General features: G+C 61.9%; 25 protein-coding genes. 12 read left to right on the forward strand and 13 right to left on the reverse strand.

From position 1 onward, the window contains the following. Positions 1 to 8 precede the first annotated feature (8 nt). Complete coding sequence (locus tag ACR0DO_RS14115; protein ID WP_480559626.1) at positions 9 to 653, forward strand: DUF1523 family protein; 645 nt, start codon at positions 9 to 11, stop codon at positions 651 to 653. Positions 654 to 701: 48 nt separating this feature from the next. Here the strand turns inward: ACR0DO_RS14115 and ACR0DO_RS14120 are convergent, their stop codons facing one another. From ACR0DO_RS14120 to ACR0DO_RS14145, 6 genes are all read right to left on the reverse strand, one after another. Further along, positions 702 to 1,796 (reverse strand): flagellar basal body P-ring protein FlgI, encoded by a 1,095-nt coding sequence (locus ACR0DO_RS14120; RefSeq protein WP_480559628.1) that lies wholly within the window; start codon positions 1,794 to 1,796, stop codon positions 702 to 704. Beyond that, positions 1,793 to 2,800 carry a flagellin gene (locus ACR0DO_RS14125; RefSeq protein WP_480559630.1) on the reverse strand — a complete coding sequence of 336 codons (1,008 nt, stop codon included), beginning with the start codon at positions 2,798 to 2,800 and terminating at the stop codon, positions 1,793 to 1,795. Before ACR0DO_RS14125 ends, ACR0DO_RS14120 begins: the two co-directional genes overlap by 4 nt. 2 nt (positions 2,801 to 2,802) lie before the next feature. After that, positions 2,803 to 4,254 carry a flagellar hook-associated protein FlgK gene (gene flgK, locus ACR0DO_RS14130; protein ID WP_480559632.1) on the reverse strand — a complete coding sequence of 484 codons (1,452 nt, stop codon included), beginning with the start codon at positions 4,252 to 4,254 and terminating at the stop codon, positions 2,803 to 2,805. Positions 4,255 to 4,287: 33 nt separating this feature from the next. Continuing rightward, complete coding sequence (locus ACR0DO_RS14135) at positions 4,288 to 5,583, reverse strand: flagellar hook protein FlgE (RefSeq protein ID WP_170327825.1); 1,296 nt, start codon at positions 5,581 to 5,583, stop codon at positions 4,288 to 4,290. 98 nt (positions 5,584 to 5,681) lie between these two features. Next, entirely contained in the window at positions 5,682 to 6,518 is an 837-nt protein-coding gene (locus ACR0DO_RS14140; RefSeq protein WP_480559634.1) for a flagellar motor protein MotB, read from the reverse strand. Between the two features lie 86 nt (positions 6,519 to 6,604). Beyond that, positions 6,605 to 7,924 (reverse strand): FliI/YscN family ATPase, encoded by a 1,320-nt coding sequence (locus ACR0DO_RS14145; protein WP_480559763.1) that lies wholly within the window; start codon positions 7,922 to 7,924, stop codon positions 6,605 to 6,607. A gap of 105 nt (positions 7,925 to 8,029) precedes the next feature. Between ACR0DO_RS14145 and ACR0DO_RS14150 the strand changes: the two genes are divergently transcribed. The 9 genes from ACR0DO_RS14150 to ACR0DO_RS14190 are packed head-to-tail and all read left to right on the forward strand — an operon-like array spanning position 8,030 to position 12,588. Then, positions 8,030 to 8,416: a FlgB family protein gene (locus ACR0DO_RS14150; protein WP_480559765.1), complete on the forward strand. Its 387-nt coding sequence runs from the start codon at positions 8,030 to 8,032 to the stop codon at positions 8,414 to 8,416. 12 nt (positions 8,417 to 8,428) lie between these two features. After that, on the forward strand, positions 8,429 to 8,815 hold the full coding sequence (flgC, locus tag ACR0DO_RS14155) for a flagellar basal body rod protein FlgC (RefSeq protein ID WP_480559636.1): 387 nt from the start codon (positions 8,429 to 8,431) through the stop codon (positions 8,813 to 8,815). 12 nt (positions 8,816 to 8,827) lie between these two features. Then, the gene (fliE, locus tag ACR0DO_RS14160; protein WP_170674387.1) at positions 8,828 to 9,118 is read left to right on the forward strand and encodes a flagellar hook-basal body complex protein FliE; all 291 of its coding nucleotides are present in this window, start codon (positions 8,828 to 8,830) and stop codon (positions 9,116 to 9,118) included. A 4-nt stretch (positions 9,119 to 9,122) separates the two neighbouring features. Beyond that, positions 9,123 to 9,395, forward strand: a complete 273-nt coding sequence (locus ACR0DO_RS14165) for a flagellar biosynthetic protein FliQ (protein WP_058282142.1) — start codon at positions 9,123 to 9,125, stop codon at positions 9,393 to 9,395. Then, a complete protein-coding gene (locus ACR0DO_RS14170) occupies positions 9,395 to 10,105 on the forward strand; it encodes a flagellar hook-basal body complex protein (RefSeq protein WP_480559638.1) in 711 nt (236 codons plus the stop codon). The genes ACR0DO_RS14165 and ACR0DO_RS14170 overlap by 1 nt, the downstream gene beginning before the upstream one ends. Before the next feature lie 22 nt (positions 10,106 to 10,127). Next, a complete protein-coding gene (gene flgG / locus ACR0DO_RS14175; protein WP_170674383.1) occupies positions 10,128 to 10,913 on the forward strand; it encodes a flagellar basal-body rod protein FlgG in 786 nt (261 codons plus the stop codon). Continuing rightward, the gene (flgA, locus tag ACR0DO_RS14180; protein WP_480559640.1) at positions 10,913 to 11,329 is read left to right on the forward strand and encodes a flagellar basal body P-ring formation chaperone FlgA; all 417 of its coding nucleotides are present in this window, start codon (positions 10,913 to 10,915) and stop codon (positions 11,327 to 11,329) included. The genes flgG and flgA overlap by 1 nt, the downstream gene beginning before the upstream one ends. Further along, positions 11,329 to 12,060 carry a flagellar basal body L-ring protein FlgH gene (flgH, locus tag ACR0DO_RS14185; protein WP_480559642.1) on the forward strand — a complete coding sequence of 244 codons (732 nt, stop codon included), beginning with the start codon at positions 11,329 to 11,331 and terminating at the stop codon, positions 12,058 to 12,060. The genes flgA and flgH overlap by 1 nt, the downstream gene beginning before the upstream one ends. Before the next feature lie 12 nt (positions 12,061 to 12,072). After that, positions 12,073 to 12,588 (forward strand): flagellar basal body-associated protein FliL, encoded by a 516-nt coding sequence (locus ACR0DO_RS14190; protein ID WP_480559644.1) that lies wholly within the window; start codon positions 12,073 to 12,075, stop codon positions 12,586 to 12,588. Positions 12,589 to 12,612: 24 nt separating this feature from the next. Here ACR0DO_RS14190 and ACR0DO_RS14195 read toward each other — a convergent pair whose 3' ends face one another. The 7 genes from ACR0DO_RS14195 to ACR0DO_RS14225 form a co-directional block, all read right to left on the reverse strand. Beyond that, entirely contained in the window at positions 12,613 to 12,996 is a 384-nt protein-coding gene (locus ACR0DO_RS14195) for a hypothetical protein (protein WP_480559646.1), read from the reverse strand. Further along, entirely contained in the window at positions 12,993 to 14,081 is a 1,089-nt protein-coding gene (flhB, locus tag ACR0DO_RS14200; RefSeq protein ID WP_480559648.1) for a flagellar type III secretion system protein FlhB, read from the reverse strand. The genes ACR0DO_RS14195 and flhB overlap by 4 nt, the downstream gene beginning before the upstream one ends. Further along, positions 14,078 to 14,851 (reverse strand): flagellar biosynthetic protein FliR, encoded by a 774-nt coding sequence (locus ACR0DO_RS14205; RefSeq protein ID WP_480559650.1) that lies wholly within the window; start codon positions 14,849 to 14,851, stop codon positions 14,078 to 14,080. The genes flhB and ACR0DO_RS14205 overlap by 4 nt, the downstream gene beginning before the upstream one ends. After that, positions 14,848 to 16,875 carry a flagellar biosynthesis protein FlhA gene (gene flhA, locus ACR0DO_RS14210; RefSeq protein WP_480559767.1) on the reverse strand — a complete coding sequence of 676 codons (2,028 nt, stop codon included), beginning with the start codon at positions 16,873 to 16,875 and terminating at the stop codon, positions 14,848 to 14,850. Before flhA ends, ACR0DO_RS14205 begins: the two co-directional genes overlap by 4 nt. 69 nt (positions 16,876 to 16,944) lie before the next feature. Continuing rightward, complete coding sequence (locus ACR0DO_RS14215) at positions 16,945 to 17,637, reverse strand: lytic transglycosylase domain-containing protein (RefSeq protein WP_480559652.1); 693 nt, start codon at positions 17,635 to 17,637, stop codon at positions 16,945 to 16,947. A 73-nt stretch (positions 17,638 to 17,710) separates the two neighbouring features. Beyond that, positions 17,711 to 18,139 carry an Lrp/AsnC family transcriptional regulator gene (locus ACR0DO_RS14220; protein ID WP_170447368.1) on the reverse strand — a complete coding sequence of 143 codons (429 nt, stop codon included), beginning with the start codon at positions 18,137 to 18,139 and terminating at the stop codon, positions 17,711 to 17,713. Between the two features lie 35 nt (positions 18,140 to 18,174). Continuing rightward, entirely contained in the window at positions 18,175 to 19,407 is a 1,233-nt protein-coding gene (locus tag ACR0DO_RS14225) for an MFS transporter (protein WP_480559769.1), read from the reverse strand. 198 nt (positions 19,408 to 19,605) lie between these two features. Between ACR0DO_RS14225 and ACR0DO_RS14230 the strand changes: the two genes are divergently transcribed. Both ACR0DO_RS14230 and ACR0DO_RS14235 read left to right on the forward strand, forming a co-directional pair. After that, positions 19,606 to 20,220, forward strand: a complete 615-nt coding sequence (locus tag ACR0DO_RS14230; protein ID WP_480559654.1) for a ribonuclease D — start codon at positions 19,606 to 19,608, stop codon at positions 20,218 to 20,220. Beyond that, positions 20,217 to 21,179 carry a KpsF/GutQ family sugar-phosphate isomerase gene (locus ACR0DO_RS14235; RefSeq protein WP_480559656.1) on the forward strand — a complete coding sequence of 321 codons (963 nt, stop codon included), beginning with the start codon at positions 20,217 to 20,219 and terminating at the stop codon, positions 21,177 to 21,179. Before ACR0DO_RS14230 ends, ACR0DO_RS14235 begins: the two co-directional genes overlap by 4 nt. The last annotated feature ends 8 nt before the right edge of the window (positions 21,180 to 21,187 follow it).

Here is a 21,187-nt window from a genome sequence, read left to right on the forward strand (position 1 = left end):
GTTACGGCATGGCCTATTTGAAATGGGCGTTCATTATCATCTTCTGGGGCGCGATTGCCGTGATCCTGCAATATTCTCTGCCGCAGCGCGACATCGTGCGGATCGTCAACACCTATGAAGAGCGGCAGGATTTGAATGACTGGACCCGTATTTTCTGGTCCGAGCCGGACGATCAGTCGACCAGCCTGTCAAACCGCGACGTGCAGTTCATCCAGGCTGTGCGCGCCAATGGCAAGCCGATCGTCTACCGCAATGAGGACACAAGCTGGGGTTGGCCGCCCTACTTCAAATTCGACACCGCGAACCTGTATACCGAGGCCAATGATGCGATTTCGGACAAGGATGACCCGGAATGGATGGTCGTGACGCATTACGGGTGGCGGAATGAATTCATGTCGATCTTTCCCAACGCCGTTTCCATCAAACATGTGGAGGGGCCGGATGTCCGGATCATTCCTTGGTTCAACATCCTCTTTCTGACCGTCTTTTTCGCCATTATTTGGGCGATCTGGGTGCGCTGGCGCAGGTTCCGGCAGCGCCGCATCGACCCGATGCTCGAGAATGTCGAAGACAGTTTTTACGCGGCAGGCGATGCAATCGAGGAAAGGCGCACCGGATTCCGTCGCTGGCTGGACAGCTGGAAATCAAAGTGACGGTGGCGCCACAAGTCTGATCTGGCCATTCCTTTTTGGCCAGATCGGTTAGCGGACAACGAACTCGGCATGAAGCGCCCCGGCGGCCTTGATCGTTTTCAGAATGTCGATCATGTCACGGGGTGACACTCCAAGGGCATTCAGGCCAGCCACGACCTCGGACAGGGTTGTGGCCTCGGGAATTTCGGCCAGCCCGGTGCCTTCTTCCTCTTCGATGCCGGCGAAGGTGCGGGGGACGACCACCGTTTCACCGCGCGCAAACGGGTTGGGCTGGACTGCGATCGGCGATTCCTCGACCGTCAGAGTCAGATTGCCCTGTGATACCGCGACGCGCGAGATCCGAACCTCTTGCCCCATGACGATGGTGCCTGAACGCTGATCCACGACCACACGGGCCTTGGTTTCCGGTTCGACCAGGATGTTTTCAATCCGGCCCAACGCGTGCGCTGTCGAAATCGCCTGCGTTGCCGCGATGTTCAGCTCGACCGTGCCGGAATCGCGCATGATCGCCACCGCCCGGTTGAACTCGGTGTTGATCGCAACCTCAATCCGGCTGGCGGTGGTGAAATCGGGCTCGCGCAGGGCCAGCCGCATTTGCGTCAGGGTCGAGAGGTCAAAGTCGATCTCGCGTTCCACCCGCGCACCCGACGGGATTACGCCAGAGGTCGGAACCCCCTGTACGACCGAGGCAGCCTCGCCCTCGGCCACGGCGCCACCGGCCAGAATCGTACCCTGCGCCACCGCATAGATTTGCCCGTCAGCGGCATTCAGCGGAGTCATGATCAGGGTGCCACCCAAAAGGCTCTTGGAATCGCCGATGGCCGACACCGTAACGTCAATCTGCCCGCCCACGCGGGCAAAGGGCGGCAGGCTGGCGGTGACCAAAACGGCCGCCACGTTCTTAGGGCGAAAATCCTCTCCGTTCACGTTGACGCCCAGCCGTTCGAGGATGTTCGACATGATCTCTTCGGTGAAGGGCGAGTTGCGCAGCCCGTCGCCGGTGCCGTTCAGCCCGACGACGAGGCCATAGCCCACCAGATCGTTCCCGCGCACCCCGTCGAAATCCACAAGATCCTTCAGACGGATCGCACCGGCTGAGGCGATTCCGGGCAGCAGCATCAACAGAAAAGCAAGAAGTTTCATCTCAGGAAATTCACCAGCGACAGATTCGCGTTGCGAACGGTGACGGAATAAAGGCTCTCCAACTGGAATTGGACGGTTTGCAGCTGCGCCGCGGTTTCATACGGGTCCGCCGCGATCAGCTTGTTCCGGCTGTATTCCAGGCTGGTTTGCGCCGCACCGTTGCGCGTCGCGGCCTGTTCGATCCGCGCCTCGGCCGACCCCACCTGCGCGCGCAGGTTCACGACCTCGTTCTGGGTATTGGCCAGATCGACGCCCAATTGGGCAAACAACGCCGTGCGCTGATCGCGCGGCAGGTTCAGTGCGTCGTCCGACACCAACGCGGCAACCGCAATATCGCGCAACGCATCCTTGATCGCGGGATCCGTTGCCGTGATGGGGATACGGACACTTTCATTCTCTGAGATCTGCATCGCGGCCAGGGCATCGTCTGATCCCTGATAGATCACCGCGTCAAATCCAGCGGGGTCGTTGAACCAATCTTCTGCCGCCTGCCGGATGTCCGACACTGTGCTGTACCCGGTCAGCTCGGCCTCCAAAGCGGTCAACAGCGTGTCGGCTGAGGGCAGCGGGGATACATCCGTTGAGGTGCCGGAATACAGGCTGCGCCCACCGGCCCGCGTGTTCAGCGCCGAAATGATCGTGTCCAGTTCGTTTCGCGCCTGCACGGATGCGTTTTCATGGCTGACCGCCTGGTTCGAGGTGCCAAAAGACAGCAGGGACGCGGTGAATTCGCTGATAGAGGTATCAATTGTCGTCAGGCTCAATTGCATGGCGTCGGTGAACAGCCCGGCCTCGGCCGTGGATACCTTATACGCGTCCAGCCGTGACAGGCTGCGATCCAGATCCAGAAGGTGCGAGTAATCGCCATCCAAGCGCCCGGAGACATCCTGAACCTTACCTGTGGACATTTCATACGACAGGGTCTCGATCTGCGTTTTCAACTCGGTCGAGCGGGCCTTCAGCGTCATGCCCCGCGCCAGATCACCGATAGACGTCAAATTCATCATCACAACCTCAACAGAGTATTCATCAATTCATCCACCACCGAGATGACCCGGGCATTGGCGGCATAGGCCTGTTCGATCTGCATCAGGCGCTGCAGTTCCTGATCCGTATCGACGCCGTCTTCCGCCTCGATCCGAGCCATTTCCAATTGGGCGCTGTTGGCAGAGGTCTGGCGTTGGCTGGCCGTGTGGGCATTTGCGCCCGCTTTCGACGAAAGCGCCTCGGTCAGATCAGAGGCGCGCATCGCACCGGTGCCAAAAGGCGAACCGGCGACAGGGCGCGCGTCGCTGAGAATGGCGCCAAAGGCCTGTAGTTGTGTCGCATCGCCCGGATCGCCGGGGGCCGCCGCGCCCAGACCGTCGCGCAGCCGCCAGCTGTCGCCGCCATTGTCGGGATCGACAATCGCGTTCAGGCTGATCCGCGAGGCCAGCCCCGCCGGGGCCGTCGCATCGAACCGGTTACCGGCATCGGTGAACAGGCTCGCGTCGGTGGGCAGCGCGGTGGGGTCCAGACCGGGGGTTTCGAACCGTTCGATCAGGTCCCGGGCGACCGAATCCAGATTGGCCTGCGCTTCAACCGCCAATTCATCGCGGATCTGGAACTGCGCCATCAGCGCGCCGCCGCGTATCTGGGCGCTGTCGCCACTGGTGCGCACCGGATTGCCGTTCATTTCCAACCCTGACAGCAGGCCGTTGCCGACCGTCATGTGGGGCTTGGTGTCGCCGGTGGTGGTAAAAGAGAACTGCGCCGCGGTGCCTTCCAGCAGGATCAAGCCGCCATCGGAATACAGCGACACCTGATCGTTTGCCCGGGGCACCGCATTAACTGGCACCAATTCGTTGACCTGATCAATCAGAACCTGCCGTTGATCCAGCAAGGCTCCGATGTCACCGCCCGAGTGTTTGACCGAGGGAATTCTGGCATTCAGCTTTTCGATATCCCTGAGGGTCTGGTTCAGGCTGTCCACCTGCTTGCCAATTTTACGGTCCGCGTCCGACCGCATTTGCCGCACGCCTTCGGAGGCGGAATTGATCCTGTTGGCCAGATCGCGACCGGTGCGGGCGACCTGGTCCAACCGCTCGGACGAGTCGGGCAGGCTGGCCGCCGTGATCAGGCTGCTGTCGAAATCGGCCAGCCGGGCAGCGAGGGATGAACGATCATCGGCCGTTCCGACAAAGCCCTCGACCCCGGCGTGAAAGCTGGAAACTGCGGTTTGGTAGGCCAAATCCGCGTCGGTGGCGCGGCGATTCGCGGTCAGGACCGGGTCCTGGTTCCGAACCACACCGACCGTTCGCACCCCATGGCCCGAGATCGTATTTGTCGTCAGCTCCAGCGACCGGCGGGCAAAGCCGGGGGTCAGCGCGTTGGCGATGTTGTCCGACACAACCGACGTGCCCCGGCCCGCGGCCGTCAGACCGCTTACTGCGTTGTTGAACGCCGTCGTCATATTCATCGGACAGCCCCCCTTTCCGGATTAATACCCAAATCAGCGTTTGATGTTGGTGGTTTCCTGCAGCATCTCGTCGACCGTTTTGATCACCGTTGCGCTCGAGGAATAGGCGCGTTGGGTCTGAATCAGCGAGGTCAGCTCGGTCGCGATGTCGGTGGTCGATTCCTCGCGTGCGAAGGACACCAGATCGCCTGTCGGCCCTTCGCCTGCGTTCCACAGGAAAAAGGTGCCACTTTCACGGGACGGCGCGTAGGTCTGGCTGTCCAGCGCGGTCAATCCGTTGGGATTGGGCACATCCGCCAGAGGGATCTGGAACATGCGACGGCTGACACCGGTATCATAGAATGCATAGACATAGCCATTCTCATCCACCTGAACGCTAGTCATCGTGCCCACGGCCGATCCATCGCGCGTGATCGAAACCGGCGCGAACGTGTCGGACAGTTGCGTGATGCCATCGGCGTCGCCGATCTGGCCGATATTGACTTCCATCGGGCCACCGGCCACGTTCACCACAAGGCTGCCGGTGGTCGGGTCATAAGCCCCACCGGATACGGTCGTCACACTTGCCAGCGTGCCGCCAGCGGTACGGCTGTCCGTGAAGGTCAGAGTGTATTCCCCGATCACCGCCCCGCCAGACGCGGAATCCCTTAGGATCATGGTCCATTCATTGCTGCTGCCGGCTGCAGGCACGGTTGGCACCAGCTCGATATCGACGCTTTCGGATTTGCCCAGGTTGTCGAAATACTCAACCGACAGGGGCTGCGTATCACCCGGGGCGCCGGCGTCGGTTGCCGTTGCCGGAAGATTCATGCGCAGGTTCATCGCCGTGGTCGGAGAGCCGGACAGCTGGTTGACGCTCAGTTGGATGGGTTCCAGCGCCGCGGGAGTGTCCCGTGGCACCGCCGGAATCGTTCCGTCCGGATTTGCGCGCCAGCCCAGCAGGACAAGGCCGGATTCGGTGACCAGATACCCTTCTTCATTGGTGCGGAACGATCCGGTAGTGGTCAGCTGCATCTCATTCGAACCGCCCGCAATCTGCGAGCTGGGGCGCACCGGCAACATGCCCCGGCCCCGCACCGCCAGATCAGTCGAGTTGTTGGTGGTCACCAGCGACCCACGCTGGTCAATCAGGCGCTGACTGGTGGTTCTGACCCCACCCGCCGAATAGCTGCCGCCCTGGCCTGACGTGACCATCGAATGAAAATCTGTCTCGACCCGCTTGTAGCCGAAGGTCGAAGAGTTCGCGATGTTGTCCGAAATGGTGGCCAGCCGGTTGGCGTTGGCCTTCAAGGAGGCCACACCGGCATTCAGCGAGGAGGAAATCGTCATTGGCACGCCCTTCTGTTGCGTCAATCTTTGATGCAACAGCTAACGCACTGCCCCTTAACAGCGCGCTAACAGGTAAAATGCCGTCTATCCTGTGCTGCTCAGGTGTTGCGCAGAAAGATGATCTCGATCCTGTTGTTGCGCACGGCCATCGGGTTTTTGTCGGACAATTCCCGGTCGGCGTGACCGGTCACGCGATCCAGCCGCTTGGTCGTAAACCCCTTATCTTCAAGCAGTTGACGCACCATCTGCGCGCGCGAGGTCGAAATATCCCAGGACGGATCGCGCGCCAGAACCACGGGCGAGGCGCTGACATGGCCTTCAACCGCCACATCATTGGTCACCAGATCCGAAGACCGCGCCACCAGCAACGCCAGCGCCCGCATCATCGTTGTCGGCTCATCCGTACCCGATTCGAACAGCGGCTGATCCTCGGTATCGAACAGCTCGACCACCAGACCTTCGTCGGTGACGCGCGTGACGATGTGTTTCAGTACCTTGTCCGAGACCATGCTTTCCCCGGTATGCCCTAGCAACTGGGCCTCGAGCGTCGAGAAATCCTCGGAGGTTTCCTTGCCGCCATCGGGGTTCACCCCGATCGCGCCGCGCGCCTGCCGGGCGACCGTGGGGTGCCGTTTGGCCGCCCCCGAGCCATCCATCACCATAGTCTTTTCGGAAAACATGTTGTTGCCGCCAAAGGCCCCGTCCCCACCACCCGAGACCGGATTCACCGGAATCGTCGGCGAGAAGTAATCTGCCAGACCTTTGCGTTGTTTCTCAGTCGTTGCGTTCAGCAGCCACATCAACATGAAGAACGCCATCATGGCCGTGACAAAGTCGGCATATGCGACTTTCCACGCGCCACCGTGGTGACCATCGCCACCTGACACACGTTTCTTCTTGATGATGATTGGCGCCGCATTGGATTGCGCACCCATCTCCACCACCTTTTTTATCACCCGACTACAGGCGTAGCCGGGCAGGTCTTAAGGTGGGCTTAACACTTAAAACTGTCCGGACTTCTCTAACGCGGCAGGTTGGCGCTGGCCCGCCGCAGGATCAGTTGCAGCCGGTTGAAGCTGTTCTGGATGCCGTCGGGCTCGGCTTTGCCGAAGAACGCGTCCAGTTCCTCGTGCACCCGTACGGCCTGATCCAGCAACGGGTCTGCGCCCTCAGTATAGAGCCCGGCCTTGATCATCACCTCGGACTGTTCATAGCTGCCAACCAGTTTGCGGGTTTCCGAGATCATCTGGTTTTCTTCCGGTGTCGCCGCGCCCGGCAGGCTGCGCGAGACCGAACGGCTGAGATCGATGGCCGGGAATCGTCCGCGCTCGGCAATCTCACGGCTGAGCACAATATGCCCGTCCAACACCCCGCGCAGGATGTCAGCGACGGGTTCGTCCATATCCGACCCGGCGACCAGAACGCTGAACACGGCGGTAATGTCCCCCTGATCGGCGGTGCCGGGTCCGGCCCGTTCGCACAGCCCGGCAATCAGCGGCGTGACCGACGGGGGAAAGCCGCGCAGCGAGGCCGCCTCGCCCATTGCGACGGCGATCTCGCGATGCGCCTCGGCAAAGCGGGTCACCGAATCGGCCAGGAACAACACGTTCAGCCCCTGATCGCGCAAATATTCCGCCACAGACATGGCCGACCAGGCGCATCGCCTGCGGGCCAGCGCCGACTGGTCCGAGGTCGCCGCCACCACGACCGAGCGTTTCATCCCCTCGGCCCCCAGCGCCTGTTCGACGAATTCATTCACCTCGCGCCCGCGTTCGCCCACCAGCGCGACCACGACCGCATCCGCCTGCATCGATTTCGCCAATGCCGCCAGCAAAGTGGACTTGCCCACACCCGACCCGGCGAACAGGCCGATCCGCTGACCCTGCACCACCGGCAGCATGGTGTTGAGTATGGCCAGCCCGGTCTCCATCCGCGCGCCCAATGGTTTGCGCGCCACGGCTGGGGGCGGTGCGCGCATGATGTCCTGTTCCTGCGTACCCGACAGCAGGGGCTTTCCGTCCAGCGGTTTGCCGAACGGGTCGACCACCCGCCCCAACCAGTGCATTCCCGGTGCAAAAGCAGGTGTCTGGTCCAGAATCACCCGGTCGCCCAGACAGACCCCATCGGGCGCGGCGGTTGGCATCATGTGAATCACATCCGATTCGACATGCAGCACTTCACCCGGCAAATCCGGCCCGCTGCGCCGCCGCAGCGTCAGATGATCGCCGATCCGCGCCTGCCCCTCAAGCCCTTGTATTTCAATGACACCCCGCGCCACGCCGGACACGCGGCCCATATGGCGCACCGCCGACAGGCGGTCGAATTCGCATTTCAGAAGCATCGGGTCGAGATCGGACATCGTGGGTTCTCCAACGGGTTTCTGAAAACGCTTTCTAAAGGAATCGGGGTTAAGCCTTGATTGAAATTGATCGAGGGAGAAGCCCCGATGTTCTATGACCTGAACGTCTTTAAGACAGCGCACGCAATGGCAACTCATGCCGGGCAACGGCAGGCCGTCATCGCGCGCAACATTGCCAATGCGGATACGCCGGGCTACCAGCCCCGCGATATCGAGGCCTTTCAGAAAGCATTCGAAAATTCAGGCCGCGAGGTCGCCATGACGGCCACGCGGACCGGCCACCTGAACGGTGCTTCTGGCCCTCAGCCCTGGGCCGAATACGAAGTTGCGCCCTCGGGCGACCCCAACGGCAACGGCGTGTCTGTTGAGGAAGAGATGTTCAAAGCGGTCGAGGTCAAGCGCCAGCATGACCGTGCGCTGACCATCTACAAATCCTCGATGAACATCCTGCGCAGCAGTATTGGCCGGTCGTAAGGGGGCTGAGACATGAGTGATTTTTCCCATTCCCTTGCGGCTTCGACCAGCGCCCTGCGCGCCCAATCGGCGCGGCTGCGGCATGTGTCCGAAAATATCTCAAACGCGGACACACCCGGTTATCGCCGCAAGACTGTGCCGTTCGAGACGGTGCAGAAGGACGGGCGCGACGTGGTGCAGGCCGGGCGCGTCAAGCTGGACCGCCGCGATGGGTCGCGCATCTATGACCCCGGTCACCCGATGGCCGATGAAACCGGCCATTATCGCGGCTCGAATGTCGATTTGATGATCGAGATCGCCGACGCCCGCGAGGCGCAGCGAAGCTACGAAGCCAATCTCAAGATGTTCGACCAGACACGCCAGATGTCGTCGAGCCTGATGGAACTCCTCAGAAGATAAAAGGACACCAGAATGGATATCCGATCCCTGACCGCAGCCCAGAACTATGCCGTTGCGCGCCCGGCCACGCAGGCCGATCCCAACCACGCCGGACTGGCGCAGGGGCTGCGCAACACGTTTCAGGACTTTGCCGCAACGCTGAAACAGAGCGAGCAAGTGTCTCAGGTCGCCATGACCGGGCAGGCCGATCCGCACGCGCTGGTTCAGGCGCTGGCGCAGACCGAACTGGCCGTGGAAACGGCCGTGGTCGTGCGCGACAAGGTGGTCGAGGCCTATCAGGAAATCCTGCGGATGCCGGTCTGACGGGATGCTGAGCGAAGGTCTCTTCTATGACATCGTGCGTCAGGCGCTGTGGGTTGCGGTGATCACCTCGGTCCCGATCCTGGCGGTGGCGCTGGTGTCGGGCCTGATCGTCGGTCTGTTCCAGGCGCTGACCTCGGTGCAAGAGATGACGCTGACCTTCGTGCCCAAGCTGATCGCCATCGTCATCGTGTTCTGGATTTCGATGGGCTTCATGACCCAGACGCTGGTGACGTTCTTCACCACAACCCTCATCCCACTGATCGCAGGAGGTCGCTGATGGATACCGCCTATGTCACCCTGTCCCGCCAGTCCGGACTGATGAACGAAATGCGGCTGGTGGCGAACAACATCGCCAATGCCAACACCACCGGATACCGTGCGCAGGGCCTGGTGTTTTCCGAATTCGTCCAGGACATACCGGGCAACCCGTCCCTGTCGATGAGCCGGGCCGAGGCGCGCAATACCTCGCAGCAGCAGGGGGTGCTGACCGAAACAGGAGGCCAGTTCGATTTTGCCATCGAAGGCGACGGGTTTTTCATGATCGAAACTGCGTCAGGCAACCGTCTGACGCGGGCGGGCGCCTTTTCCCCAAGCGCCGAGGGAGATCTGGTCACGATGGATGGTCACCGGGTGCTGGACGTGAACGGCGCGCCTGTTTTCATCCCTCCGGACGCGGCTTCGATCGATGTGGGCAGTGACGGTACGCTCAGTATCGAAGGGCAATTGCTGGGGCAGATCGGCGTCTATAGGGTGGCCGATCCCAGCACGCTGGTGCGCGAGGGCAGCACGCAATTCCGCGCCGAGGGTGAGATTGAACCGGTGGAAAACCCGGTGGTTGTGCATCGTTTCCTCGAAGGGTCCAACGTCAACGCCGTTCATCAGGTGACCCGGCTGGTCGAAATCCAGCGCGCCTATGAGCTGGGGCAGAGCTTTCTGGAAACCGAAGACGAACGCGTGCGCGGGGCGCTGAAGGCGCTGATGCGCTGATTTGTGAAAAGGAGATTTTAACATGCGGGCTTTGAAAATCGCAGCGACGGGCATGACCGCGCAGCAGATGCGGGTCGAGACGATCTCGAACAACCTGGCGAACACGAACACCACCGGCTACAACGCGCGTCGGGCCGAGTTTGCGGATCTGCACTATCAGCAGATGGCGCGGGCTGGGACGGTGAACGCCAATGACGGAACGGTTTTGCCCACGGGCATTCAGCTGGGCCTGGGCGTGCGTCCGGCGGCCGTCACGGTGCAGCTGGCGCAAGGCGGGCTGTCGGCCACCGGCAACGATCTGGACGTTGCCATCGAAGGCCGCGGCTATCTTGAGGTGACGTTGACCAACGGCCAGTCCGGCTTTACCCGCGATGGCAGTCTGAAACGCTCAGCCGAGGGGCTGATCGTCACGTCGGACGGGTACGCGGTGGCGCCCGAGATCACTATTCCCGACGATGCACATTCGATCTCGATCAACGCCTCGGGCGAAATCTACGCCTATTTCGACGACGCGCCCGAGGGGCAATTGTTGGGGGAAATTACGCTGGCCAGCTTCTCGAACGCCAAGGGGCTCGAGGCGATCGGCAGCAACCTGTTCAAGGAAACCGAAGCGTCCGGCGCGCCGGTGGTCGGAACCCCGGGCGAAGACGGGCTGGGCACCTTGCGGCAGGGTTATCTTGAGGACAGTTCGGTCGATGCGATCCGCGAGGTGACCGAACTGATCGAGGCACAGCGCGGATATGAGATGAACGCCAAGGTCATTTCCGCCGTCGATCAGATGATGGGCGCGACAACGCAGGTGCGGTGATGCGGGTTCTGATCCTGATACTGGGGTTGCTGATGCCGGTGTTTGCGCAAGCTGACACCGTCGTGCCGACCCGCACCATCCGGGCCAAGGAAATCATCTCGGCCGCGGATCTTGAAATCAAGGCGCAGCAAATACCCGGAGCGGTGACTGACCCTGGTTTTCTGATCGGGCAAGAGGCTCGTGTCGCGCTTTATCCCGGGCGCCCGATTCACGCCGGGGATGTCGGTGCACCGGCGCTGGTCGAGCGCAACGATCTGGTTGTTCTGATCTTTGACCGCAAACCGCTGTCGATCACGGCAGAAGGCCGCGCGCTGGGGCGCGGGGCCGCCGGGGACCGCATCCGGGTCATGAACCTGTCCTCCCGCACGACCGTGACCGGTCTTATCCGGCCCGACGGCCAAATCGAGGTGAAATGATGTCAGCTCTTTCGAAATCTCTTTTGCTCGCGGTTCTTGCCGTGTCGGCCTGTGGCCGGGTGGATCATCTGGGAAAGCCACCCAGTTTCACCCCGAATGAGGACTCGCCCGAGCATGTCGCCATGTTGTGGCCGGGTCTGCCGCTGCACACACAACCGCAGCGCAATGTCGACCGGTCTTCGCTGTGGAGCGGCGGCCAGCAATCGCTGCTGGGCGATCAGCGGGCGATCAAGAAGGGTGACATTCTGACGGTCGTGATCGAGCTGGACGAGAAAGCCGAGTTTTCGAATGACACGGAACGCTCGCGCTCGGCTTCGGAAAGCCTAGGCATCGTTGGCCTGTTCGGTTTGCCGCAGCGCGCGGACAAACATTTACCGGACGGCGCATCGCTTGCTGACGCGGTCGAGATCGACTCGTCCTCAGAAAGTACGGGCGAGGGGTCGGTCAAACGCAAGGAAAAGCTGACCCTGCGCGTGGCCGCCACCGTGGTTGATGTGCTGCCGAACGGTGTGTTGTCGATCTCGGGCTCGCAGGAATTGCGCGTGAATTTCGAACTGCGTGAGCTGCTGGTCGCGGGCTATGTGCGGCCGCAGGACATCTCGCGCCAGAACGAGATCACCTATGACAAAATCGCCTCGGCCCGCGTGTCTTATGGCGGGCGCGGACAGATCACCGACGTGCAGCAGCCGCGATACGGCCAGCAGGTCCTTGACGCTGTGCTGCCGTATTAAGGAGCGGATGTGATGAAGAAATTGTTGCCCGTCATTTTTCTGCTGCTCGGTCTGGGGGCCGGTATCGGCGCTGGCGTCATGCTGTCACCTTCGGAATCGAAAGAGGCCGCAAAGCAGGAAAAATCGGAACCGAAGGCGGAAAAGCCAAAGGAGAAATCCACCAAAGCCAAAGGTGGTAAAGCGGGGGAAAAGGATAAGCCAAGCGACTATGAATACCTCAAGCTGACCAAGCAGTTCGTGGTGCCGGTGGTTGACTCCGAGCGTATCGACGCGCTGGTCACCATGTCGCTGAGCCTTGAGATCACCCCCGGCATGACCGAGGCTTTCTACGCAGTTGAGCCAAAGCTGCGCGACGGGTTCCTGCAGGTCATGTTCGACCACGCCAATACGGGCGGGTTTGATGGTGCCTTCACCGAGTCCGACAACCTGAAAGTGTTGCGCAAAGCCCTGCTGGAGACGGCGCGCCGTGATCTGGGGGATGACGTCTCGCAGGTTTTGATCATGAGTGTCAGCCGTCAGGATGTCTGATCCTGGTGGCGCAGCCCTAGCCGGTTAAACCGACAGTTTTTTGTTCTGCGCGCGTTTGAGCGCGTCTTTCTGTGCCGCCGACAGGTTTGCAACAGCCTGCTGGCGGCCAAATGCCGTGCGCAACGCCTCCATCGCCGTCAGCTTTTGTGCCCGCAGCCGGGCGAGCTCCATGTTCAACTGGCGACGCGTGGCCGATTCCCATCCATTCCACAGAACATCCGTGCCGGTGACGCGATACCCTTCGGCCGAGGCGCTGTCCTGCCGGGATTGCAGCACCTGAGCATCCAGCCGCGCCAGTTGCTGTAGCACCCTTGCTTCGGCTTCGATCAGCGGGCGGAGGGTGTTGTATTCCTTCTGGAACGCTGCCTCGGTGACTTTTTCGAGGTCTGAAAACCGGTCCTGCCTCATCTGATCTGCCCCTTGGCCCGCTTGCGCATCGCCTCGGCAAACCGGATCGCGGCGGCCACGGGGCGATAGTGTTCTTCGGCGATCTCCTGACCGATTTCGACGGCCGCATGAAGCGCACGTGCGGTGGGCGGATCGGAGTGAATGGGAACTCCAGATTCGGCGGCGCGTGCACGGATCGCGGCGGCCACTTCATCCACGCCCTTGGCCACGCAGACCGGCGCTGAGCCCGCCGTGCGTGCCCATTTCAGCGCCACCGCATAGTGGGTCGGGTTGACGATCACCACATCTGCCGAAGGCACATCAGACATCATCTGGTTTGTCGCGATGTCCTGCGCGCGCTGTCGGCGTTGCTGTTTCACGTGCGGATCGCCCTCGGCATCCTTGGTTTCGTCTTGGATTTCCATGCGCGACATCCGGTTCTTGCGCATGTGCTCGGCGTATTGCCACAGATAGTCCACGACCCCGATTGCCAGCGCTACTGCGATGACGATGAACAGAAAGCGAAACAGCAGGTTCATCATCAGCATCACCGAGGACCGCGCAGGGGCGGCGCTGGCCGACAGGATCTCGCTCAGATTCGCACGCAGGAACAGGGCTAGGCAGGTGCCGTAGATCACTAGTTTCACAAAGCTCTTGGTGAACTCGAACAGGCCGCCGCGCCCAAACTTGTTCTTGGCGTTCGATAGGATCGAGATGCGGGACAGCTTCGGTTTCAGCTTGCTGGGCGCAAAGATCAGCGCGCGCTGGGCGATCAGGCTGAGCAAAACGGCGCTGGCGGGCAGGGCGAACAGGATCGAGACCGACAGCAAGGCGGTTTTCAACATCCCGCCCACCGGGCTGGCCGCCGGACCGTCAGTCAACAAAGGGGCAAAGGTATCCGCTTGGTCGATCAGAACGACAAACAGGGTTCCCAAGTGCCGGACGCCGAACTGACCGGCTGCAAACAAAGCGATGAGAAACCCGGTATAGGCAGCCACAACGGACAGGTCATTGGATTTGGCGACCTCGCCCTTTTCCCGTGCTTTCTGCAGTTTCTGCGGCGTCGGCTCATAGGACTTGTCACTGTCGTCATCCGATCCGCTCATCGTGTGCCCTCAAGCGGGTTTAGCATGAAGGCGAACAGGGCGTCGGACCACACCGACAGGATCAGAGGGGTGCCCGCGAACAGCAGGAACAGCCCCGCAAAGGTGATGGCGGGGGCACCGACAAAGGCCACCATCAGCTGCGGCATCGCTCGGTTGATGACCCCGAGCGCGAGGTTGTAGATCAGCGAGGCGATGACAAACGGCATGGCCAGCGCAAAGGCCATGCCAAAGCTGCGCGCGATCTGCTGCACGCCCCATTGCGACAGGTCGGGTGCCATCGGTGCGTTGCCCATTGGAAACAAGGTGTAGCTGTGGATCAGAAACTGCGCGACGCGGATGTGCAGGCCCAGCAGCACCGCCAAGGCCAATCCCGCCAGGGTCAGCAGATATCCCATCGCAGGCACCGGGTCTGCCGCCGCACCGCCCAGAATCTGAGACAGCGAGGTCGCCTGAGCTGCGATCGACCCAGCCGTCTGCAGGGCCAGTACGAACAAGCGCAGGCCCAGACCCAGAACCACGCCGATCAGGGTCTCAACCACAATCATCCGCGCCAATGGAAACAGGTCAGGTGCGGTACCCGCAGCCTGAACTGCTGGCGCTACAATCAGTGTGAACGCCACCGCGATGCCAAGTTTGACGCGGGTCGGGATGCTGCGTTCGCCAAAGGCGGGCAGCAATGAGACCATGGCAGAGACGCGCAGAAAGACGGCAAACAGGTGCCACAAACCCTCGCCCAACTGGGACAAAAGCTCTGGCGGCAGCGCGATCACGCCGGCACCGTTCCCACCAGTGCGGGGCGTGCTTCGAGCCCGATTTCCTCGAAGGACAACACCGGGTTGGCAATGCCGCGCGCGTGCATGATGGTGCGCAGCAACCTGCGCCGCCGGGTCGAGGTGACCAGTGCCGGGAACAGCCCGTGATCGGCGGAATGCGCCACACTGTCGACCACGCCATCGGCCAGTTTGTTGAACAGGTTGGGCGGCAACGCAACGTCCAGCCCGGCATTCGGTGCGTCGATCTGGTAGGTGGCGAAGGTGTCCTCCCATTCCGGGGCCAGCTGAATCAAGGGAATCGAACCGTCCTCGCGTTTCATCTCAGCCACCAGTTGAAAGCCCAGTCGTTGCCGGACCAGTTCGCAGATGCCCTCGGGCTGGGTTGTGGTTAGGCGTGCCTCGGCCACGCTTTCCAGGATCAGGGCCATGTTGCGGATCGAGACGCGTTCGTCCAGCAGCAGCCGCAACACCGCGTGCAACGTGTCGATCGGCACCTTGTCGGGGATCAACTCGTCCAGCAGCTTGCGGTTGGCCTCGGCGCGGACCGGATCGCTGAGCCGCGTCATCTCGGACAGCAGGCGACGCAGGGATTTCAGCGTCAACAGGCGTGAGAAGTTCTGTTTAATGATCTCAAGCAGATGGGTCGCCAGAATCTCGGGCGGAGAGACGATGGTGGCCCCGCTCATTGCGGCGGCCTCGCGGTCCTTGGGCAGAATCCAGCGGGCCGGGGCGCCATAGACCGGTTCGGTCACGTCATTGCCTTCAGGCAGCATATCGCGGTCATCCTGCACCAGTGCCAACACCAGATCGGGGTTCAAGACACCGCGGGCCTGTTCGACGCCGTGCACCTTGACCACATAGGTACCCATGGGCAGATCGGCGCGGTCGGTCAGGCGGATATCGGGCAGGATCAGGCCAAAGCTTGAGGCCACATAGGTGCGCATATTGGCGATCCTCGCGTCCAGCCCGGTGCCGGGGTTCAAAACCATGCTGACCAGATCCGGGGCGAATTCCAGATGCACGTCGTCCAGATCCAGAATGTCGCCGATGGCCTGCGAAACGGGTGTTTCGTCCTGTGGCGCGGGGGCCAGTGCCGCCTCTTCCTCGGCCTTTTGTTTGCGGTGCACGTTGAAGGCAGCATAGCCCAGAACGCCCGCGCCCAGAATGAAGGGCAGGAAGGGCAGGCCGGGGACCAGTGCAAATAGAACCATCAGGATCGCAACCGTCCCCAGTGCCGCCGGATGCTTGCCCAGCTGCGAGAAAATTGCATTGTCGGTGGCGCCTTGCGTGCCGCCGCGGGCCAGCAGCAGGGCCGAGGCGATGGAGATGATCACAGCTGGGATTTGCGACACCAGCCCATCGCCGACGGTCAGGATGGCATAGGTCTCGAACGCCGCAGAAATCGGCATCCCGTGCACGATCACCCCCATGATCAGACCCATCACGAGGTTCAGAAGGGTGATCAGCAGACCGGCAACCGCATCCCCTTTGACGAATTTCGAGGCCCCGTCGAGTGAGCCGAAGAAGGTCGTCTCCTGCTGTTCCCTCTCGCGCCGTTCCTTGGCCTGCTGGTGGTCGATGGCCCCGGCGGACATGTCGCTGTCGATGGCCAGCTGCTTGCCGGGCATCCCGTCCAGAGCGAACCGCGCGCCGACCTCGGCCATACGCGCGGCACCTTTGGTAATGACCATAAAGTTCACGATCAGCAGCACGCCGAACACAACCAGCCCCAGAAAGATGCTGCCGCCCATGACGAAATCGGCAAAGCCCTCAATCACGTCCCCGGCGGCGTTGGGGCCGGTATGCCCCTGGCCAATGATCAGCTTGGTCGAAGATACGTTCAGCGACAGCCGCAGCATCAACGAGGCCAGCAGGATCGTCGGAAAGGACGAGAAATCCAGCGGCCGTTCGATAAACAGCGTCAGCGTGAAGATCAGGATCGCCAGCGCGAAGGACGCCGCCAGCCCCACATCCAGCACCCAGGCAGGCATCGGCAGGATCATCATCACGATGACCGTCATCAGCGCCAGCGCCAGCAGCACGGTCGGAGAGAACAGGGAACGGGCGTCGATCTTGGGCACGCAGGCCTCCTAGTTGAACGAGATAAAGGCGGTGGCGGTGCCCGAGGGCGGAACCAGTGACCCCAAAACGCTGCCGGATTGCGACAGGTTGACCGGGATCAGAGGGGTTGCGGCGGTGGTGAACGGGTCGCGCGACACCGCTTCCGAAGCGGCGGGACGGGTCTGGTCCAGCTGCGCCAGCACGGTTTGAAACCGGCCGGAATAGGCCTGGGCCAGGGATGGCGTCCGGGAATGATAGGCCCCGACGGCGGCGGGCCACGACCCAAGCTCGGCATAGAGGTCTTTCAGAAACCGCGCGGCGTAGGTGGCGTTTTCATCCGGATCGAACATGGCGTCGATGGACCGGAACGCCTTGCCGTGCCAGCGGTAGTTGATCTGGAAACAGCCGATGTCAAAGCTGCGCTTGCCCGCCTTGAAGATGTCGAAAACGTAGGATTTCGCCTCGAATTCCGAGGTGAACCAAAACCCCTGCCCCTCGACATTGATGGTCCAGGGCCAGGGTTCCAGCCGTCCGTCCCGCAGGCGCCCGGTCTCCACCCGTGCAATCGCGCGCAGCACGTTCAGCGGGACACCTTCGGACTGTGCGGCCCGTCGCGCGGCGGAATCACAAACCCCGGCGACACGGGCGTCGGGCATGGCAAAGCCCTGTTGCGCCACACATAGCGCAAGGAAACTCAGTCCAAAGATCAAACGATGGGGCATTCTGCCGGTCCGGGATTCTGATCAGTCCCGGCCAAGCTAATCCCGCTTGGGTTTACAGAGGGTTATCAGCCACCTAGTTCCGGTCGATCCGGCGACCGAAGACAACGCTGGTATTGGTACGCAGCACGCCGGGGATTTTGGCCAGTTCGTCGACCAGAATGTCCAGGTCTTCAATCCTCGGGGCCTCTGCCGACAACAGCAGGTCGAACTCGCCATTGATCGACAGGCACAGTTTCACCTCGGGATAGGCCTCAAGCCGGTTGATGATGCGTTTGGTTTCCTTTTGCTGCACTTCCAGCAGCACCACGACCTGAACGCGCGGGGCATCCTCGGAACTGTTCAGGATCACGGAATATCCGGCGATCACGCCGTTTTCCTCCATCCGGCGCATACGTTCATGCACGGTGGTTCGGGCCACGCCCAGCTTCGCGGCGATCTTCGAGGTCGTCTCGCGGGCGTTGTGCTGCAGGGCAGCGATGATGCGGCGGTCTAGCTGATCCATGATCCCCAAGGTGTAATGCACAGGGGCCGGGGGGCTCAAGACATGTCAGAGCGTTCTTTCGAAACGGCTTTCCGGTCCGGACGTGGCCAAATCAGGGTTGCAGGCACAAGTCCCGGCGATGCGACCAACGCCATGCAGACAAGTGTGATCGCCGCGCCAAACGTCGTCATCATCCAGCCCGCCAACGGATACAGCACCAGCCAGCAGGCATGGGACAGCGTGAACTGGGCGGCAAACACCGCCGGTCTGTCTTCGGGGCGGGCCGAGCGGGTCAGCAGGCGGCCCGAAGGTGTCAGCGTTGCGGAATAGCCGAACCCGATGCAGGCCCACAGCAATGCCAGCCCGGTCAGCGAGACCTGTGCAAAGGCGAAGGCGCCCGCTGCGATTCCCATGGTCAGGGTTCCGAGTGCGGCTCCGGACAGCATGACGCTGCGGTCTTTGTAGGTCTCCAGCAATTTGGGCAGGGTGAACGCGGCCAGCATCGACCCACCGCCGAACCCGGCCAGCGCGATGGCCACCGCGCTTTCGGACAGGCCCAGATCGGCACGGACGATGACCACGGTGTTGACGATGACCATCGCACTGAGCGCTGCTGCCGTCCATGTCAGGGCCAGCAAGCCACGAAGCCGCGGAGTGCGCAGATACAGGCGTATGCCGTAAGTTGTCCGGTCATAGATGCCCCGGCGTTGTGTGGGCTTGGGGGAAGGCAGGGCAACCGACACCACAAGCAGGGCCGAGGCGATGAACCCCAGCCCGGTGCCCCAGAACAGGCTGTCAAAGCTGACGATCAACAGCAGCGCGGCGGCCAGCATCGGGCTCAGCAGGCTTTCCAGATCATAGGCAAGCCGCGACAGCGACAGGGCCTTGGTATAGTCCTGCTCGTCCGTCAGCACGTCCGGAATGGTGGCTTGAAACGCAGGGGTGAACCCGGCCGAGGCCGATTGCAGCACGAAGATCAGCACATAGACCTGCCAGATCTCGGTCACGAAGGGCAGGCAGATCGCAACCAGCGCCCGCACCAGATCCAGCGCCACCAGCATCCGGCGGCGATCCAGCCGTTCGGCAAAGGCCGCCGCGAGGGGGGCGATGGTCACATAGGCCACCATCTTGATCGTCAGGGCCGTGCCTAGAACCATGCCCGCCGCATCTCCGGCCAGATCATAGGCCAGCAGCCCCAGCGCCACGGTCGCCAGCCCGGTGCCCGTCAGGGCAACCAGTTGCGCCGCCAGCAGGTGGCGATACGTTCGGTTTCGCAGAACACTCAGCATCGGCAGGTTGGACCTTTTGACCATTCGGACCCGCCCCAAAGCCTCTTGTGACCCGGAGCGTTGCGTCCGGAACCATTTTCCCGTCAATGCCTTCGGGGTCAAGAAATCCGCGCAACTTGGCCGCATTCCATTGATAGCGTTGAGTTTGGGAACCAAACCTCCTATCTCGGGGGCAATACCGGACAAAGGAAGACCCGCGTGGCGAACCATCTCTATAAAAACGACCTGCCGGACGGGTTGGATCTGGGCCCTGTTGTGGCCATTGACTGCGAAACCATGGGGCTGAACCCGCATCGCGACCGCCTGTGCGTGATCCAGATGTCGGGCGGCGACGGCAACAGCCATATCGTGCAGGTGGAAAAGGGCCAGACCGAGGCCCCGAACCTGTGCGCGATGCTGGAAAACCCAGACGTGCTGAAGCTGTTCCATTTCGGCCGGTTTGACATTGCCGCGATGTATCACACCTTTGGGGCACTGGCCGCGCCGGTCTATTGCACCAAGATCGCCAGCCGTCTGGTGCGCACCTATACCGACCGCCACGGCCTGAAGAACCTGTGCCAGGAGCTGATCGGCGTCGATATCTCGAAGCAGCAGCAGATGAGCGACTGGGGGGCCGAGACCCTGACCGCCGCGCAACTGGATTATGCGGCCTCGGACGTTCTCTACCTGCACCAGCTGCGCGATGCGCTGGACGGGCGTCTGGCCCGCGAGGGGCGCTCTGAGATGGCGCAGGCGTGTTTTGACTTCCTGCCGATGCGTGCGAAACTCGATCTCGCCGGTTGGCCCGAAACGGATATTTTTGCGCACTCATGACCGATACCGAAGCATTCCTGAAAACCGCCCGGCAGGTCGTCACCGACGAGGCCCGCGCGCTGGACGTTCTGGCCGACAGCCTGGACGAACATTTTGCCGAGGCCGTGCAGCTGATCCTGCAGGCGCCGGGCCGGATCATCATCAGCGGCATCGGCAAGTCGGGCCATATCGGCCACAAGATTGCAGCGACGCTGGCCAGCACCGGCACGCCGGCCTATTTCGTGCACCCGGCCGAGGCCAGTCACGGCGATCTGGGCATGGTGTCGAAGGGCGACGTGGTTCTGGCGATCTCGAATTCGGGCGAGGCGCCGGAACTGGTGAACCTGCTGGCCTTTACCCGCCGTTTCAGCATCCCGTTGATCGGACTGTCCAGCAAGCCGGAAAGCACGCTGATGAAACAGGCTGATGTGCATTTGCTGATCCCCTCGTTGGGTGAGGCTTGCGGCTTTGGCATGGTGCCGTCGATCTCGACCACGCTGACATTGGCGATGGGCGACGCGCTGGCCATTGCGCTGATGAAATATCGCGATTTCAAACCCGAGGATTTCCGCGCCTTCCACCCTGGCGGCAAGCTTGGGGCGCAACTGTCCACCGTGCGCGACCTGATGCACGCCGATCTGCCCGTGGTGCCCGTTGGCACCCCGATGAGCGAGGCGCTGCTGGTCATGAGCCAGAAGAGCTTTGGCGTCGTCGGCGTGACCGATGAGGCAGGCCGCCTGATGGGGATCGTGACTGATGGCGACTTGCGCCGGAACATGGACGGCTTGCTGAACAAAACCACCGAAGAGGTCATGACTCGCAACCCCCTGACCATTGCGCCCAACGCGATGGCGGAAGAGGCGGTGGCGATCATGAACGACCGCAAAATCACCTCTCTGTTCGTGGTTGATCCCGAAACGCAGGGTCCGGCGCAGGGGCTGCTGCATATCCACGACTGCCTGCGCGTCGGTTTGGGCTAGGTGGAGGG

It is taken from the genome of Ruegeria sp. AM9 (assembly GCF_056540565.1).

Excerpts from the sequence above, each read along its gene's own strand:
- ACR0DO_RS14115 (WP_480559626.1), top strand. The coding sequence starts at position 9 with ATGGCCTATTTGAAATGGGCGTTCATTATCATCTTCTGGGGCGCGATT.
- ACR0DO_RS14120 (WP_480559628.1), bottom strand. The coding sequence starts at position 1,796 with ATGAAACTTCTTGCTTTTCTGTTGATGCTGCTGCCCGGAATCGCCTCA.
- ACR0DO_RS14125 (WP_480559630.1), bottom strand. The coding sequence starts at position 2,800 with ATGAATTTGACGTCTATCGGTGATCTGGCGCGGGGCATGACGCTGAAG.
- flgK (WP_480559632.1), bottom strand. The coding sequence starts at position 4,254 with ATGAATATGACGACGGCGTTCAACAACGCAGTAAGCGGTCTGACGGCC.
- ACR0DO_RS14135 (WP_170327825.1), bottom strand. The coding sequence starts at position 5,583 with ATGACGATTTCCTCCTCGCTGAATGCCGGTGTGGCCTCCTTGAAGGCC.
- ACR0DO_RS14140 (WP_480559634.1), bottom strand. The coding sequence starts at position 6,518 with ATGGGTGCGCAATCCAATGCGGCGCCAATCATCATCAAGAAGAAACGT.
- ACR0DO_RS14145 (WP_480559763.1), bottom strand. The coding sequence starts at position 7,924 with ATGCTTCTGAAATGCGAATTCGACCGCCTGTCGGCGGTGCGCCATATG.
- ACR0DO_RS14150 (WP_480559765.1), top strand. The coding sequence starts at position 8,030 with ATGTTCTATGACCTGAACGTCTTTAAGACAGCGCACGCAATGGCAACT.
- flgC (WP_480559636.1), top strand. The coding sequence starts at position 8,429 with ATGAGTGATTTTTCCCATTCCCTTGCGGCTTCGACCAGCGCCCTGCGC.
- fliE (WP_170674387.1), top strand. The coding sequence starts at position 8,828 with ATGGATATCCGATCCCTGACCGCAGCCCAGAACTATGCCGTTGCGCGC.
- ACR0DO_RS14165 (WP_058282142.1), top strand. The coding sequence starts at position 9,123 with ATGCTGAGCGAAGGTCTCTTCTATGACATCGTGCGTCAGGCGCTGTGG.
- ACR0DO_RS14170 (WP_480559638.1), top strand. The coding sequence starts at position 9,395 with ATGGATACCGCCTATGTCACCCTGTCCCGCCAGTCCGGACTGATGAAC.
- flgG (WP_170674383.1), top strand. The coding sequence starts at position 10,128 with ATGCGGGCTTTGAAAATCGCAGCGACGGGCATGACCGCGCAGCAGATG.
- flgA (WP_480559640.1), top strand. The coding sequence starts at position 10,913 with ATGCGGGTTCTGATCCTGATACTGGGGTTGCTGATGCCGGTGTTTGCG.
- flgH (WP_480559642.1), top strand. The coding sequence starts at position 11,329 with ATGTCAGCTCTTTCGAAATCTCTTTTGCTCGCGGTTCTTGCCGTGTCG.
- ACR0DO_RS14190 (WP_480559644.1), top strand. The coding sequence starts at position 12,073 with ATGAAGAAATTGTTGCCCGTCATTTTTCTGCTGCTCGGTCTGGGGGCC.
- ACR0DO_RS14195 (WP_480559646.1), bottom strand. The coding sequence starts at position 12,996 with ATGAGGCAGGACCGGTTTTCAGACCTCGAAAAAGTCACCGAGGCAGCG.
- flhB (WP_480559648.1), bottom strand. The coding sequence starts at position 14,081 with ATGAGCGGATCGGATGACGACAGTGACAAGTCCTATGAGCCGACGCCG.
- flhA (WP_480559767.1), bottom strand. The coding sequence starts at position 16,875 with ATGACGGTCATCGTGATGATGATCCTGCCGATGCCTGCCTGGGTGCTG.
- ACR0DO_RS14215 (WP_480559652.1), bottom strand. The coding sequence starts at position 17,637 with ATGCCCCATCGTTTGATCTTTGGACTGAGTTTCCTTGCGCTATGTGTG.
- ACR0DO_RS14220 (WP_170447368.1), bottom strand. The coding sequence starts at position 18,139 with ATGGATCAGCTAGACCGCCGCATCATCGCTGCCCTGCAGCACAACGCC.
- ACR0DO_RS14225 (WP_480559769.1), bottom strand. The coding sequence starts at position 19,407 with ATGCTGAGTGTTCTGCGAAACCGAACGTATCGCCACCTGCTGGCGGCG.
- ACR0DO_RS14235 (WP_480559656.1), top strand. The coding sequence starts at position 20,217 with ATGACCGATACCGAAGCATTCCTGAAAACCGCCCGGCAGGTCGTCACC.